This window comes from Paraburkholderia sp. JPY465, assembly GCF_050436725.1.
GTDB classification, from domain to species: domain Bacteria; phylum Pseudomonadota; class Gammaproteobacteria; order Burkholderiales; family Burkholderiaceae; genus Paraburkholderia; species Paraburkholderia youngii.
Genome location: NZ_JBNDMT010000003.1, coordinates 2,097,998 through 2,112,576, shown reverse-complemented (window position 1 = coordinate 2,112,576; position 14,579 = coordinate 2,097,998). Strand labels below are relative to the sequence as shown.

13 protein-coding genes are annotated in these 14,579 nt (G+C 64.8%); 6 read left to right on the top strand and 7 right to left on the bottom strand.

The window, feature by feature from the left end:
• Position 1: 1 nt before the first annotated feature.
• Both QFZ94_RS24455 and hutG read left to right on the top strand, forming a co-directional pair.
• Complete coding sequence (locus QFZ94_RS24455) at positions 2 to 1,387, top strand: formimidoylglutamate deiminase (RefSeq protein WP_429460161.1); 1,386 nt, start codon at positions 2 to 4, stop codon at positions 1,385 to 1,387.
• Positions 1,388 to 1,437: 50 nt separating this feature from the next.
• On the top strand, positions 1,438 to 2,250 hold the full coding sequence (hutG, locus tag QFZ94_RS24450) for an N-formylglutamate deformylase (RefSeq protein ID WP_410851902.1): 813 nt from the start codon (positions 1,438 to 1,440) through the stop codon (positions 2,248 to 2,250).
• Positions 2,251 to 2,497: 247 nt separating this feature from the next.
• Here the strand turns inward: hutG and QFZ94_RS24445 are convergent, their stop codons facing one another.
• Positions 2,498 to 2,632 (bottom strand): hypothetical protein, encoded by a 135-nt coding sequence (locus tag QFZ94_RS24445; protein WP_013089067.1) that lies wholly within the window; start codon positions 2,630 to 2,632, stop codon positions 2,498 to 2,500.
• 342 nt (positions 2,633 to 2,974) lie between these two features.
• Here QFZ94_RS24445 and QFZ94_RS24440 point away from each other — a divergent pair, with 342 nt between their 5' ends.
• Positions 2,975 to 3,637, top strand: a complete 663-nt coding sequence (locus QFZ94_RS24440; RefSeq protein ID WP_026228072.1) for a hypothetical protein — start codon at positions 2,975 to 2,977, stop codon at positions 3,635 to 3,637.
• 177 nt (positions 3,638 to 3,814) lie between these two features.
• Positions 3,815 to 5,764, top strand: a complete 1,950-nt coding sequence (locus QFZ94_RS24435; RefSeq protein WP_429461907.1) for a DUF3857 domain-containing transglutaminase family protein — start codon at positions 3,815 to 3,817, stop codon at positions 5,762 to 5,764.
• Positions 5,765 to 5,821: 57 nt separating this feature from the next.
• Here QFZ94_RS24435 and QFZ94_RS24430 read toward each other — a convergent pair whose 3' ends face one another.
• The 5 genes from QFZ94_RS24430 to glgC all read right to left on the bottom strand — a co-directional run bounded on the left by QFZ94_RS24430 (position 5,822) and on the right by glgC (position 12,021).
• Complete coding sequence (locus tag QFZ94_RS24430) at positions 5,822 to 6,973, bottom strand: branched-chain amino acid ABC transporter substrate-binding protein (RefSeq protein ID WP_368585552.1); 1,152 nt, start codon at positions 6,971 to 6,973, stop codon at positions 5,822 to 5,824.
• A gap of 431 nt (positions 6,974 to 7,404) precedes the next feature.
• On the bottom strand, positions 7,405 to 7,866 hold the full coding sequence (locus QFZ94_RS24425) for a hypothetical protein (protein ID WP_176108976.1): 462 nt from the start codon (positions 7,864 to 7,866) through the stop codon (positions 7,405 to 7,407).
• Positions 7,867 to 8,025: 159 nt separating this feature from the next.
• The gene (gene pdxY / locus QFZ94_RS24420; RefSeq protein ID WP_176108975.1) at positions 8,026 to 8,892 is read right to left on the bottom strand and encodes a pyridoxal kinase PdxY; all 867 of its coding nucleotides are present in this window, start codon (positions 8,890 to 8,892) and stop codon (positions 8,026 to 8,028) included.
• 265 nt (positions 8,893 to 9,157) lie between these two features.
• Positions 9,158 to 10,618 (bottom strand): glycogen synthase GlgA, encoded by a 1,461-nt coding sequence (gene glgA, locus QFZ94_RS24415; RefSeq protein WP_429460158.1) that lies wholly within the window; start codon positions 10,616 to 10,618, stop codon positions 9,158 to 9,160.
• Positions 10,619 to 10,755: 137 nt separating this feature from the next.
• Positions 10,756 to 12,021, bottom strand: a complete 1,266-nt coding sequence (gene glgC, locus QFZ94_RS24410; RefSeq protein ID WP_368585555.1) for a glucose-1-phosphate adenylyltransferase — start codon at positions 12,019 to 12,021, stop codon at positions 10,756 to 10,758.
• A 476-nt stretch (positions 12,022 to 12,497) separates the two neighbouring features.
• On the opposite strand from glgC, the gene QFZ94_RS24405 reads away from it, so the two are divergent.
• On the top strand, positions 12,498 to 13,592 hold the full coding sequence (locus QFZ94_RS24405) for an alpha/beta fold hydrolase (RefSeq protein WP_429460156.1): 1,095 nt from the start codon (positions 12,498 to 12,500) through the stop codon (positions 13,590 to 13,592).
• A gap of 200 nt (positions 13,593 to 13,792) precedes the next feature.
• Here QFZ94_RS24405 and QFZ94_RS24400 read toward each other — a convergent pair whose 3' ends face one another.
• Positions 13,793 to 13,942 carry a hypothetical protein gene (locus QFZ94_RS24400; protein WP_368585557.1) on the bottom strand — a complete coding sequence of 50 codons (150 nt, stop codon included), beginning with the start codon at positions 13,940 to 13,942 and terminating at the stop codon, positions 13,793 to 13,795.
• A gap of 383 nt (positions 13,943 to 14,325) precedes the next feature.
• Between QFZ94_RS24400 and QFZ94_RS24395 the strand changes: the two genes are divergently transcribed.
• Positions 14,326 to 14,577 (top strand): GDCCVxC domain-containing (seleno)protein, encoded by a 252-nt coding sequence (locus QFZ94_RS24395; RefSeq protein WP_429461905.1) that lies wholly within the window; start codon positions 14,326 to 14,328, stop codon positions 14,575 to 14,577.
• Positions 14,578 to 14,579: the final 2 nt, after the last annotated feature.

The following is a 14,579-nucleotide window of genomic DNA, read 5'->3' as shown; positions in this document are numbered from 1 at the left end:
GATGACGCAATCCAATCAATCGCTGTTCGCCGCCGACGCGTATCTGCCCGAGGGCTGGCGCCGCAACGTGCTGCTCGAATGGGACGCGCGCGGCACGCTGAGCGCCGTCACGCCGGATCAACCCGGAGCGCCGGCCGGTGTGCCGAAAGCGGCCGGCCCGCTGATGCCAGGCATGCCCAACCTTCACTCGCACGCGTTTCAGCGCGCGATGGCTGGGCTCACCGAATATCGCGCCAACGCGACCGATAACTTCTGGTCGTGGCGCGACCTGATGTATCGCTTCGCCGCGCGCATCACGCCGGAAGGCCTCGCGAGCGTCGCGCAGTGGCTTTACATCGAAATGCTGAAGGCGGGCTATACGTCGGTGTGCGAGTTCCACTACGTGCATCACGCGCAGGACGGCCAGCGCTACGCGAATCAGGCCGAGCTGGCGCAGCGCGTGGTCGATGCGGCAGCGGCGAGCGGTATCGGCATGACGATGCTGCCGGTGCTGTATCAGTACAGCGGCTTCGGCGCGCAGGCGCCGCGCGACGATCAGCGGCGCTTCATCAATACGCCGGAGAGCCTGCTCGATCTGCTCGGCACGCTGCGCGCCGCGCGCCCCGAACATGCGGCACTGCGTTACGGTGTGGCGCCGCATTCGCTGCGCGCGGTATCGGACGCATCGTTGCGCGCGCTGCTTGACGGCATCGACGCGAGCGCGCCCGTGCATATCCATATCGCCGAACAGACTGCCGAGGTCGACGCGTGCATCGAAACCGAAGGCGCGCGGCCGGTGCAATGGCTGCTCGATCGTTTCGACGTGGACAGCCGCTGGTGTCTCGTGCACGCGACCCATGTCGATGCGAACGAAACGCTCGCGCTCGCGAAGAGCGGCGCGGTCGCCGGTTTGTGTCTGACCACCGAGGCCAATCTCGGCGACGGCATTTTCCCGGCGTACGACTATCTCGATGCGCACGGCCGCATCGGCGTCGGCTCGGATAGCCATATCGGCGTCGACTGGCGCGCCGAATTGCGTCTGCTCGAATACGGCCAGCGTCTGACGCGCCGGCAGCGCAACGTGCTGGCGTCGGCGCAGGCTCCGCATGTCGCGGACCGCCTGTATGCGGCTGCGCTCGACGGCGGCGCGCGCGCAACCGGCCGCGCGGTCGGTGCGTTGCAGCCCGGCCATCGCGCGGACTGGCTCGTGCTCGACGCCGATCATCCAAGCATCGCCGAGCACGAGCGAGAAGCGTGGCTGTCGGGCGTTGTATTCTGCGAGCACGGCGATACGCCGATCCGCGACGTCTATGCGGGCGGCATCAAGGTTGTCGACGAGCGCCGGCATCGCGACGAAGAGCGCGCATATGCGCGCTATCGCGCGGCGTTCGCGGAACTGCTCAAATAACGCCGATCAGCGCCGAACCGATTCTCCGATCCCACTGATTCCGGACTGACATGACTGCTTCGAACCTCACGCCGGTTTTCTCGCTGCATCAGGGAAGCCTGCCGCTACTGATCTCGATCCCGCATCTGGGCACGCAAATCCCCGCCGACATTGCCGCGACGATGACGCCTGTCGCGCAACGCACCGACGATTGCGACTGGCATCTCGATCGCCTCTACGCATTCGCGAAGGTTCTCGGCGCGTCGTTCCTCACACCGACCTACGCGCGCTACGTGATCGACCTGAACCGTCCGCCCGACGGCGCGAATCTGTACCCGGGGCAGGACACCACGGGTCTCTTGCCGGTCGATACGTTCGACAAGGAGCCGCTCTATCGCGACGGCCATCTGCCCGACGACGCCGAAGTCGCGCGCCGTCGCGACGCGTACTGGAAGCCGTATCACGACGCGCTCACCGGCGAGATCGCGGCGCTGAAGGCGAAGCACGGCAAGGTGCTGCTGTGGGAAGCGCATTCGATCCGCTCGCGCGTGCCGCGTTTTTTCGACGGACGTCTGCCGGACTTCAACTTCGGCACGTCGAACGGTGCGAGCGCGGCGCCGGGACTAGCTGACGAACTGGCCGCGCTGGTCGAACGCCACGGCGGCTATACGGCGGTCGCGAACGGCCGCTTCAAGGGAGGCTATATCACGCGCCAATATGGCCAGCCCGAAGAGGGTGTGCATGCGGTGCAACTCGAACTGTCGCAGATCACGTACATGGAAGAGCGCTTGCCTTATGCGTACGATGAAGCCCTCGCCGCGAAGGTCGCGCCGCTGCTCGAAGCGCTGGTGACGACGGCGCTCGCTCGCGTGAAAGCCGCCTGACGCAGAGGTGTCCTGACGGGTGCCTCGCAGGCCCCGTCGGCGTGCATCGCTTAGCGGATCGCGAAGGTGTAACAGCTTGTGTCCGTGATTGCACATCGGCGCGATCATATGGAATGGTTTGGGCGTCGAGCGCGCACAGCGTATCGTGCGCCGGCTGTTTCACGACGCGGCGCGCCATGAAAAAAAAAGCCCCGCGAAAGCGGGGCTTTTTATGTGCACCGCGTCCTTGGACACGGTTTCACCGCCATCAGTGGCAGCGCTTTTCCCAGTGATGATGAACCTTCACCTTATGGCACTCGTGGTGATGTTCATAAGCTTGAGCGGGAGCGATCGCGCTCAGGGTAGCGACGGCTGCGGCGATGGCGAGAACGATTTTCTTCATTACAAAACCCTTAAGTCAATGTTGTGGAGCGACCAATGCAGCACGACGCGTGCCGCATCGGCGTGTAAGCATGCCACATCGAAGGGACGCGGATAGGAACGGTGCGCAATTGCGTGTGTCAATGCAACACGCGATGTGTTGTAAGCCCTGTTTTAGCGTGCTTTGCGCTGAATTGGCCGGTGCCTGCCGTGTCATACGTGTACCTTCGGTATCGGGGCCTCACCGCAAGCAAGGCGGCGCAGCGGCATTGCACGCGACACCGCCAGACGACTACCCTTTCAAAACGATGACATGCGCGACGCGGTCATCGATTCATCAGGCGAAAAGATGGAAGACCCAGCGATGGAAGATTCCGACGAATTGCTGCTGCCAGTCTGGCGCGCGAACCTGGTGTTGCTGACCAGCGAGGTTGGCGCCGCGAGCCGGCTCGCGCGCATGATGACGTTTTCCGCGAGCTATCTGAAGCTGATGCTGTCCGGCCAGCGCGAATTCAGCGAGGAATTCGTGCGCGGCGTCGAGGCGGTCACCGGCTTGCCGGGCGGCTGGATGAACGTGCCGCACAGCGGTCACGAGATTCCGCCGAATGCGCGCGAGGCGATCGACAACGAGCAGCCGCTCGCGCGCTTTCGCGGCACCGCGCATCCGGTGCGCAAGAAGACCGTGCTGCGGCCCGAGCCGATCTTTGGGCAGCCGGGGCCCGCGCGTCGCGTCGAGGAAGAAACGCTCGATGTCGAAGCGCACCGCCGTCATGTGCATTTTCGCAAGGTACGCGATGTCGCGACGCAGGAAGTGCGGCGCTTCGAGCGGCATCTGCTGCATGCGCCGGTCGAACTCGCGTCGATGCGTGCGAAGGTCGAGGACGTCATGGCCGCGGCCGAGCTCGACGACCGCATTCAGGCCGACCTGGAGGGGCGGCTCGAACAGATCGACAAGCACCGGCACATGCTGCTGCGGCACGTGGAAAAGCTGCAGGCGCTGCTGAGCCAGCTCGACGACGGCGAGTGATCGCGATTCACGCCGGCCCGGCCCGAAACGCGCGGGCCGGCGATGTGCTACAACGACGACACGAATCTTGCCGAGGTGGATCTTGGAGAACATCGTCGTTACGTTGGCGCACGTATCGATCGTGGAGATCGGGCTTGCGTGCCACGAGCGGCGCGCGTGGAGCGGGGTGCGTCGTTCATGACGCGCGCGCGCAGGGTCGCCGCATGCATCGGCGCGCTCACGCGAAGCGTGCGCGCCGCCGCGTTGCTTGCGGCGCTGACGGCCGCGAGCGGCATCGCGTTGCCCCTTTGCGCGATCGCCGCCGAAATCGCCACCTCCGCCAACGAACGCGCTCCTGCGACGATCGAGCGCGACGTGCATTTGTTCGTGATCCAGAAAGACGGCTCCATCGAGGAACACGACGACACCGTGATGCGCGCCGACACGGCGAGCGGCGTCGACGCGATCGCGCAACGCTATGTGTGGTTCAACAAGGACATCGAGCAGGTGCAACTGCTGGCCGCCGAGACGATCGACCCTGACGGCACCGCCCATGCGGTCGGTCCCGAAGCGATCCGCGACGTGCAGGAGCCGCGCTCGTCCGGCGCGCCGAGCTTCGAGGACGGGGTATTGCGCACGGTGATCTTCCCCGGCGTCACGACCGGCTCGCGCGTGCATCTGGCGTTTCGCAAGACCCGCGCGAAGCCGCTGCAGGTGGGCACCTTCGGTTATCTGGTCGAGCCGTCGCTCGAGCCCGTCGACGAGCAGCGTCTGATCTTCGATCTGCCCGCCGACGTGCCGCTCTATACGGATGCACGCGGCTACGTCGCGGTGCCGCCCGTCACCGCGAACGGGCGCACCCGCTACGAGTTCGACTATCGGCACGGCCCGTATCCGCGCGTCGAAGCGGGCGCGGTCGGCTATGCGAATTGGGGCGACCGGCTGATGGTGTCGACGGTGCCGGACTTCGCGAGCTTCGCCGAGCGCTATCGCGGTCCCGCCGACAACGACGCGACCCGCGACGATCCGGCGATCGTCAGTCTCGCTCAGCAACTGACGGCCGGCCTCAGTGATCCGCGCGACAAAGCCCGCGTGTTATACGACTGGATGCGTCTGAACATCCGCTACGTCGCACTTTTTCTCGGCGAGACGGCGGCGATTCCGCACAAGGCGGCCGATATCCTGCGCAACCGCTACGGCGACTGCAAGGACCACGTCGCGCTATACGGTGCGTTGCTCGCGGCGGTCGGCATTCGCAGCGAGCCGGTGCTGCTGAATCTCGGCCCGTACTACACGCTGCCCGAGGTGCCGGGCTACGGCGCGAGCGCGATCAATCACGCGATCATCTGGATTCCCGAGCTGGCGCAATTCGCGGACACGACAGCGGGCGGCACCGCGTTCGGCTATCTGCCTGGCGGCGTGATGGACCGGCCGGTGCTGCTCGTCGGCGATGGCGTGCTCGCGCGCACGCCGACCACTCAGCGGCACGAACGCAACGCGCGCGTGCAGATCGACATCGATGAAAACGGCACCGCGCGTTACGCGTACCGCGTCGAAGACCGGGGCTATCCCGCGGAGATCGAACGCAACACGTTCCGACGCGCGACGCGCCAGGGCGCGCAGCAGATTGCCGCGAGCCGTCTGCTGAAAACGGGCTTGCATGGCACCGCGCAGTTGCAGACCGACGACGTCGACGTGACCGGCGGACCGTTCGCGACCTCGATGCAGGGCAGCGTGCCGCATCTGATCTGGCCGGACGGCACGACCGCGGTGCCGGCGCTGACGAGCCTCGCCGGCGGCATGAACTCGCAGATCGAGACGTGGCTAGCGGAGCCCGTCAGAACGCAGCCGTGGGCATGCATCGGCGGGGAGTTCGATGAGACGCTGGAAATGAGTTTGCCGCGCTTCGTGCGCGTGACGGACCTGCCGACCGACAGCACGGTCGAGGACCCGCTGCTCTCATTTGCGTCGCGCTACGTGTTCGATCCGGCGACGCGCGCGCTGCAGGTCACCCGGCATCTGCGCGCCGCGTTCGGCCACCAGATGTGTACGGCTAACGAGTTCGCGGCGATTCGCGACGACCTCGTGCGCATCGAGCGCGATCTGGATGCCGAGGTGGTCGTCCGGGCGGCGAGCGCGACGCAGTAGCGCGCCCGCGCCGGCCGTAAGCCGGGCAGGGCCGCTACGATTCACTGGACGGCGAGCTTAGGTGCCGCTCTTCGTCACCACCGGCACCCACGCGCCGTTCTTCACCTGATACAGCGTCGACGCGCCGCTCTTCAACGCGCCGGTGTTGTCGAACGAGATCTTGCCGGTCACGCCGTCGTAGTCGATCGACTTGAGCACCGGGCGGTACACGTTCGGCGAGTCGGATTTGGCCTGCTGCATCGCCTTGATCGCGACCCATGCGCCGTCGTAGCCGAACGGCGCATACGACAGCACATCCGCGCCGAAGCGCTTCTTGAACTTCGCGTTGAAGTCCTTGCCACCCGGCAGTTGCGCGAGCGGGCGGCCGTATTCCCAGGCCATCGCCCCGTCGGACGCGTCGCCCGCGAGCTTGATGAAGTCTTCGTCCATCACGCCGCCGCCGCCGACCAGTTGCGCGTTCAGGCCGAGCTGCTTCATGCGCCGCGCGAAGCCCGCCGCCTGGCTGTCGAGGCCGGCAAAGAACACGAGGTCCGCATTGGCACCCTTGAACTTGGTGATCTGCGTGCTGAAGTCGACCGCGTGGTTGTCGGTGTAGTCGCGCGCGACGATCGTGCCGCCGTGTGCCTTTACGGCCTTCTCGAACTCGTCGGCTTCGCCCTGGCCGAACGCGGTGCGATCGTCGATGATCGCGATGCGCTTGGCCTTCGTTACCTCGACCGCATAAATGCCTGCGTTGCCGGCGTTCTGCGCATCGGTCGAAATCACCATGAAGGTATTCGCGAAGCCGCGGCCCGTGATGATCGGATTCGTCGCGGCGGGATCGAGCACTGGAATGCCGGCCTGCTCGTAGACCTGCGAGGCCGGGATCGTCGTGCCCGAGTTGAAGTGGCCGACCACCACCGCGACGCCCGAATCGACCAGCTTCTGCGCGGCCTGCACGCCGACGCGGGGGTCGGCCTGGTCGTCCTGCGAGACGATCTCGAAGTGCGCGACCTTCTCGCCGATCTTGATCTTCTGCGCGTTGGCTTCGTCGATCGCGAGCCGCACACCGTTTTCCAGATCCTTGCCGTAACCGGCATTGGCGCCCGTCAGCGGCGCGGCAAAACCGATCTTGACCGGCAGGTCGTCGGCAAAACTGGCGACAGGCGCGACGGCAAACATCGCACCCACGAGCATGGCCAGCGGTTTCAGCGTGTTGCGAAGACTCATGGTCTCTCCTTGCATCGACGGTTGTTATGAAAGCGGTACGACAGCAATGCGGTACGACACGTGAGGCCGAGGGGAGCCCTCGCGCATCGCAAGGCTACGAAGGATCGGTCGCCGCTCAAATGCTGGAATACGCGCAGTGACGTTGCGCTTCACAGCGTGTTCGCGGGGTCAATCTGGGGCGAATATAGAAAGCCAAATTGCCGTCGTCTTGGCAATTCGTGGCGTTTTGGATGAGCATTTCGGCATAGCCGGCGGGATGTCCGTCACGTCCACAGGGAGCGTGCGTGAGGCATCCAGGCTGGCTTGCCGCGAGAATTTCCGCTGGGGCTGCGGATTACGGCATACGCTTAAGAAACCGGCGCGAGCGCGCGCCGGCCGGTGTTGCAGTGTTGCGGAGTTAGCGTTGCGGCGGGGAGATTCGAGCCTCTTGCCTAGCGCTCGCCTTGCTGACGCAGCAGTTCCTCACGCAGACGCAGAAGCGGCGCCTTCGTGTCTTCGTCGGCCCACGTGTCCAGATCGTCGATCGCGCGCTGGCAGCCGTCGAGCACCACGTCGAGATCGACCGGCACGCCGTTGTTCAGCGCGAATTCGATCGTCTCGGCGAATTGCTGGCACTCGTCCTCGCCGTAAGAGATGTCGAGATTGTCGGCGATGATTTCGGCGATGTTGCTGCGTGCCTTGTCGTCGGCCGTCACCATCTCGACGATGCCGCGCGCGACGGCAGGCGAGTAGTAGAGCGCGATATCGAGCCATTGCGCGGGATCGAAGTCGGGCTGGTCGAACTGGTTCTCGAAGTACTCGATCGCTTCCTGTTCGTGCGCTTCGTCCGCGTCGACGCTGATGCACAACTGCTCAAAAAATTCTTCCCGCTCGCTGCGGATATGACCGTCCATCGAATGCCTCGTCTGCTGAATGCCGGATGCTGAAAAATCCCGTGGAATGCGGGCGCAAGCCCCGTTCCACGCGGCACGCATTATAGGACGGCTGCTCGCGTGACGTTGGCGGCGAGCGCCCCGCAACGGGGGACGCGCCTCAGTGACCCGAGCTCGACCTTAAGCCGTCTCCGCAACCCACGCATCGAACCACTCGCGCGGCTGGGCGATTTCATTTTGCATCGCCACCAGTTCGAGTTCGTAGCGTCCGGCCTGCCAGGTCGCCTTGACCACCGCGTTGACGGCGGCGAGCGTGTGCTCGAAGGCCGAGCGGATCGAATCGCCGAGCAGCGTGCGCGCGACGAAGACCGCGCTCGTCAGATCGCCGACGCCGACCGGCTGGCGCGCGAACGGATAGAGCGGGCGCTGTCCCATCCACGCTTCACGCTCTGTGACGACGAGCATGTTGAAGCGGTCGGCGGGACTGTTGCGATCGAGCAGATGCTTGACGAGCACGAGCTTCGGCCCGCGCGCGAGCACCTCGCGGCACGCGGTGACGGCTTCCTCGAGCGTCTCGATCTCGCGGCCGACGAGGCGCTGCAATTCGATGTGATTCGGCGCGATCCCGTCGGCGACCTGCGGCATTTCGTTGACGAGGAATTCCTGGATGCCGGGATCGACCTTGTAGCCGCCCATCGCACCCATCACCGGATCGCAAAAGTACCAGGCGCGGGGATTGGCCGCCTTCACGGCCTTGACGATGTCGATCACCGCCTGCGCCTGTTCCGTCGTGCCGAGATAGCCGGAGAGCACCGCGTCGCAGCGCGGCAGCATGCCGATCGCGCCGATGCTGTCGACGAGATCTTCCATCTTCGATGCGTCGATCGCGCTGCCGCTCCAGTGCCCGTATTGCGTGTGATTCGACAACTGGACGGTGTTGAGCGGCCACACGTTGACGCCGAGCCGGCACATCGGAAACACGGCCGCGCTGTTGCCGGCGTGACCGAACACGACATGGGACTGAATGCTCAGAACGTTTTTCGTCATGGTAAGGCTCGCGCAACCGGTCATGCGCGATCAACAAAGCGGGAAGGGAGTCTCACGCGGGCGGGCCGATGGCCCCGGCGCCGCGCAGCAGACATGCCTGATACAGATGGTGCAGGAAAAACGCACGAACTGCATAGCCGGCAAGTCAGCAAACGATACAGGAGTTTGACAGCCGCGAGTTGATCCGTCCCCGTGCTGTTGCGCCGAACCATCAAACGCGCGTGAACCTTAACGAAAGCTGACAGTTTCCCGCGTGGCCGATGCCTCAGACGAGCTCGCGATACAAGGCCAGATAGCGGTCGGCCGACGTGCCCCAGCCGAAGTCCTGGCGCATTGCGCGCCGCTGCGCGGCCTTCCATTCGGTGCGGCGCCCGTACAGCGCGAACGCGCGGCGGATCGCTGCGGCGAGGCCGGTCGGATCGAAGCGGTCGAACACGAAGCCAGTCGCGACATCGTCGGCGAGGTTTTCGAGCGATGCGTCGGCGACCGTATCGGCGAGACCGCCGACGCTGTGCACGAGGGGCAGCGACCCGTAGGCGAGCGCATAGAGCTGCGTGAGCCCGCACGGCTCGAAGCGCGACGGCACCGCGACCACGTCGCTGCCGGCGATGATCGTATGCGCGAGCGCTTCGTCGAAACCGAGTTCGACCGCGACCGATTCCGGATGCGCCTGCGCGACCATCCTCAGGCCATTCTCGAGCGCCGGATCGCCGGTGCCGAACACGACCAGTTGGCCGCCGCGCTTGACGATTTCGGGCACCGCGCCGAGCAGCAGATCGAGGCCTTTCTGTTCGGTCAGCCGGCTCACCACGCCGAACAGCAGCGCGTCGCTTCGTTGCGCGAGGCCGAAGCGCTTTTGCAGCGCTTCCTTGCAGGCGAGCTTGCCGGCCAGCCGCGACGAGCTGTAGCGCGTCGCCAGCAGCGTATCGCTGGCGGGATTCCACACCGTGTAGTCGACGCCGTTCAGGATCCCGCTCAGATCGTGCGCGCGATGGCGCAGCAGCGCATCGAGCCCGCCGCCGTGCGCGAGCGTCTGGATTTCGCGCGCATAGTTCGGGCTGACGGTCGTGATGCGGTCGGCGTAATAGAGGCCGGCCTTCAGGAACGACAGCTGTCCATAGAATTCGACGCCGTGCATGTTGAAGAAATCGTGCGGCAGGCCGAGCAGGCCGAACTGATGCGCGGGAAAGATCCCTTGGTAGGCGAGGTTGTGGATCGTGAACACGCTGTGCGCGGGCACGCGGCCGTGCTCGCGTTCGGCGGCCTTCAGGTAGGCAGGCGCGAGCCCAGCATGCCAATCGTGCGCATGGACGATCTGCGGCGACCACGTCGGGTCCATCTGCTGCGCGAGCTGCGCGGCGACCCAGCCGAGCAGCGCGAAACGCTGCGCGTTGTCGCCATACGGCACGTGTTCGTCGTTCAGATACGGGTTGCCGGGGCGGTCATACAGCGACGCGGCGCGGATCACGTAGACCGCGAGCCCGTTGGTGGGCAGCGTGCCGCGTTCGAGCGTCACGTTCGGCGCGCCGAAGCGGTTGCCGAGTTGCGCGACCGGTTGCAGATCATGCAGTCCCGCGAGCACCGCGGGAAAGCCGGGCAGCAGCACGCGCACGTCGGCGCCGCGCTCGATCAGCGCGGACGGCAGCGCGCCCGCGACGTCGGCGAGACCGCCCGTTTTGAGAAGGGGATACAGCTCGCTTGCGACGTGCAGGGCGCGAATCGTCATAGACCGGGTCTCTGTCGGGTTGGCAGGGTTGCTCGGGTTGGTAAAAAGGTGAGCGGTGCTGCGGGTGAAGCCGGATGAAGCGAGCAAAGGCGTAGCCGGCGGCGTGCGGCCGCCGGCGCGGGCATGCGGCGGGCGCGCTACTTCGGATGAGTGCGCAGCGCTTCCTGCGTGACCAGCACGACGCCATCGTCGGTGCGATAGAAGCGCTCGGCATCGCGCGCCGGGTCTTCGCCGATCACGGTGCCTTCCGGGATCGTGCAGCCACGGTCGATCACCACCTTCTGCAGGCGGCAACTCGCGCCGACCGTGACCTGAGGCAGCAAGACTGCCTCATTGATATTACAGAACGAACTCACTTTCACGTTCGACGACAGCACCGAGCGCGAAATCTGCGAGCCCGAGATCACGCAGCCGCCGCAGACGATCAGGTTGTTGCCCGAACCCTGCAGCCCCTTCATGTCGCGTACGAACTTCGCGGGCGGCAACTGCTCCTGGTAGGTCCAGATCGGCCATGACTCGTCGTACAGGTCGAGCGTCGGAATCGTCGAAGCGAGGTCGAGGTTCGCGGCCCAATACGCGTCGATCGTGCCGACGTCGCGCCAGTACGGCTCGACGCTCGGGTCCGACGACACGCACGACATGCTGAACGGATGCGCGATCGCCACGCCCTGCGTGACCACGCGCGGCAGGATGTCCTTGCCGAAGTCGTGGTCGGTATCGATCGCGGCGATGTTCTCTTCGAGTTGCGTGTACAGATAGTCGGCGTTGAACACGTAGATGCCCATGCTCGCGAGCGCGGTGTCGGGACGGCCGGGCATCGCGGGCGGGTCGGCCGGTTTTTCGACGAAGCCTGTCACGCGGCGGTTTTCGTCGACGGCCATCACGCCGAATGCGACCGCGTCCATGCGCGGCACTTCGATGCAGCCGACCGTGCAGTCGGCGCCGCTGTCCGCGTGATCGGCGATCATGCGCGTGTAGTCCATCTTGTAGATGTGGTCGCCCGCGAGCACGACCACATACTTCGGACGGATCGAGCGGATGATGTCGAGGTTCTGGAACACAGCGTCGGCGGTGCCGCGATACCAGTGCGCGCCTTCGACGCGCTGCTGCGCGGGCCACAGATCGATGAATTCGCCCATCTCCCCGCGCAGGAAGCTCCAGCCGCGCTGCAGATGCCGCAGCAGCGAATGCGCCTTGTACTGCGTGACCACCGCGATGCGGCGGATGCCGGAATTCAGGCAATTGGAAAGCGCAAAGTCGATGATCCGGTATTTGCCGCCGAAGTGCACCGCCGGCTTCACACGCTTGTTCGTCAGCGGCCCGAGCCGGGTGCCGCGTCCGCCGGCGAGGACGATCGCCAGGGTAGTGCGCTGTAAGTCGTTCAGCCGTGCCGGAGTATTCATATTTGTCTCCTGTCGATCGGCGCGAGCCCTTCATCACTCACGTCGACCTCATGCAAGATGGTTGCTTGATTGATGTACCCCCGGGAATGATCTGGCCGCGTCCTCTCCGCTGATGATTTGGGCTGCCTGGCAGTCGCACCGCACTGCCGTTCTTTGGTGCCTGTTTATCGCGAGTCCGTCAGTCAGTTCTAGCACCGATTGGACTCGAATGAATAAATGTTTATTGCGGGGGCCGCGTGGCCGACCATCCTGTAACGATCGCGTGTTATGGCGAATTTCTCGGTGCGGCGCAGCACATTGGCCACGAGGTCGTGTCCGACGATGCTCAAGCACGGGGGCGCAATATGCATGCCACATCGCCGCTGCCGCGTGCCGTGTCCGCGCTGCGCGACTGGCGTCAGAGTTCGGCGGTGCATCGTAGAATCGTGCGCTCCACACCTCGTGCATCCCTGTTGCGTTTTTTCCAGACCCTCCCGATGAATCTTCGCCACCCATTCCTGCTTGCCCTGTCGAGTGTCTGCGCCTGTGTCGTGCTGTGCGCGGCGGCTGTCGCCGTGGCCGCCACGCCCGTCAGCGAGGCGAGCCCGGGCGCCGCAAGCGCCGCTTCCTCACTCGACGATTCCGGCCCGGCCTATGGTCCGGAGCTACAGGGCTTCAGCTATCCGGCGCCGGTCGAACGCTTCGAATTCACGTCGCAGGGGGTGCCTTTGCAGATGGCCTACATGGACGTGAAGCCCGCGCATGCGAACGGACGCACGGTGGTGTTGCTGCATGGAAAGAATTTTTGTTCTGCAACATGGGATACGACGATTCGCCGGCTGAGCGACGCCGGCTATCGCGTGATCGCACCGGATCAGATCGGCTTTTGCAAATCGAGCAAGCCCGAGCATTACCAGTACAGCTTCCAGCAACTCGCGCGCAATACACGTGCGCTGCTCGAGTCGCTCGGCATCAGCGACGTGACGGTGGTCGGCCATTCGACGGGCGGCATGCTCGCGGTTCGCTATGCGCTGATGTATCCGCGCGAAACGCAGCAACTGGTGCTGGTGAACCCGATCGGACTCGAGGACTGGAAGGCGAAGGGCGTGCCGTCGCTATCGGTCGACCACTGGTATCAGCGGGAACTGAAGACCAGCGCCGACGGTATCCGCCGTTACGAACAGGCGACCTACTACGCGGGGCAATGGCGCGCGGACTATGAGCCATGGGTGCAGATGCTCGCGGGCATGTATCGCGGGCCGGGCAAGCAGATCGTCGCGTGGAATTCCGCGCTGCTGTACGACATGATTTACACGCAGCCGATTTTTTATGAGCTAGGGCAGCTCAGCATGCCGACGCTGCTGTTGATTGGTCAGAAGGACACCACCGCGATCGGTAAGGATGCGGCGCCGCCCGAGGTGCGCGCAAAGCTCGGCCATTATCCGGAACTGGGTCGCGCGGCCGCGAAGGCGATTCCTCATGCGACGCTCGTGGAGTTTGCGACGCTTGGTCACGCGCCGCAGATGCAGGACCCGGATGCGTTTCATAAGGCGCTGCTGGACGGGTTGGCGGCGGTGCCGACGAACCGCTGAGGGCTCGGACGGATTTTGTCGCGTATCCGACGAACCTCCCAAAAAGGAAACAGCCCGATCAGCGTAAGCCGATCGGGCTGTTCCGGTCAGGCTGACCGCCCAGGGACGTCAGCGCACGCCCATAGCGCTGCGGCTACGGGAGCCGCGGTATCACTTCCGCTTCGAAGTTCACGCGACGCTGATGGGCGCGCGGGCGCGCATCAATAGCCGCCGCTGTTGGTGGCGCCGCTGCTGCTGCTGCCCGACGAGCCCATGTCGCCGCCCGTGGATTGGCACGCGGCCAACGACAACGATGCGACGCCTAGCGCGATGATCACGGATACGGCGGATAACAGTTTTGATACTTTCATGTAGAACTCTCCTGCACGGCCAACGCGACTGACTTGTCGCGCGGCCACGCGTTGAGCCGGCGAGTCGCGGATCGCTGGCGGCAAGTGCCGCGACGCCGACGACGGTTACAAAAAGAACAGACAAACCTTGTGCAAAACGAACCAGCAACCGCCATGCGCGGCCGACGATTCCGTTTCGCGGTCCCACGGCTCCGCGCGCTTGCACGCGACGCCTAATCTACGAACGCCGACGGCGCGCCTTTATTCCAACGCAATAGTTATTTGTGACACGTATCGCGCCGGGACGATGGAGTTCGATGCCGCACGGACTTTGCGCGAGCCCCGCAACCGTTTGGCGGCGCTGACATTGATAGGTGCAAGAAATATGGATGCAGACGCTATCCATGCAAACCTCATCGATCCTGGAATCCGCGTTGACCTGTCCGCACTGCGGGGGCGTGTCAGTCATGACGATGCCCACCGAAGCCTGCGTCTACTTCTATGAATGCCCGCGGTGCAAAAGCTTGCTTTCTCCAAGGTCCGGCGACTGCTGTGTCTTCTGTTCGTATGGCTCGGTCAAGTGCCCGTCCGTGCAAGAGGCAGGTGCGTGCTGTGCGAAATCTGTCACTCGAGCCGGACCTTCGAACAACGCTTAGCC

Coding starts and splice junctions, on each gene's coding strand:
- QFZ94_RS24455 (WP_429460161.1), top strand. CDS start 2: ATGACGCAATCCAATCAATCGCTGTTCGCCGCCGACGCGTATCTGCCC.
- hutG (WP_410851902.1), top strand. CDS start 1,438: ATGACTGCTTCGAACCTCACGCCGGTTTTCTCGCTGCATCAGGGAAGC.
- QFZ94_RS24445 (WP_013089067.1), bottom strand. CDS start 2,632: ATGAAGAAAATCGTTCTCGCCATCGCCGCAGCCGTCGCTACCCTGAGC.
- QFZ94_RS24440 (WP_026228072.1), top strand. CDS start 2,975: ATGGAAGATTCCGACGAATTGCTGCTGCCAGTCTGGCGCGCGAACCTG.
- QFZ94_RS24435 (WP_429461907.1), top strand. CDS start 3,815: ATGACGCGCGCGCGCAGGGTCGCCGCATGCATCGGCGCGCTCACGCGA.
- QFZ94_RS24430 (WP_368585552.1), bottom strand. CDS start 6,973: ATGAGTCTTCGCAACACGCTGAAACCGCTGGCCATGCTCGTGGGTGCG.
- QFZ94_RS24425 (WP_176108976.1), bottom strand. CDS start 7,866: ATGGACGGTCATATCCGCAGCGAGCGGGAAGAATTTTTTGAGCAGTTG.
- pdxY (WP_176108975.1), bottom strand. CDS start 8,892: ATGACGAAAAACGTTCTGAGCATTCAGTCCCATGTCGTGTTCGGTCAC.
- glgA (WP_429460158.1), bottom strand. CDS start 10,618: ATGACGATTCGCGCCCTGCACGTCGCAAGCGAGCTGTATCCCCTTCTC.
- glgC (WP_368585555.1), bottom strand. CDS start 12,021: ATGAATACTCCGGCACGGCTGAACGACTTACAGCGCACTACCCTGGCG.
- QFZ94_RS24405 (WP_429460156.1), top strand. CDS start 12,498: ATGAATCTTCGCCACCCATTCCTGCTTGCCCTGTCGAGTGTCTGCGCC.
- QFZ94_RS24400 (WP_368585557.1), bottom strand. CDS start 13,942: ATGAAAGTATCAAAACTGTTATCCGCCGTATCCGTGATCATCGCGCTA.
- QFZ94_RS24395 (WP_429461905.1), top strand. CDS start 14,326: ATGCAAACCTCATCGATCCTGGAATCCGCGTTGACCTGTCCGCACTGC.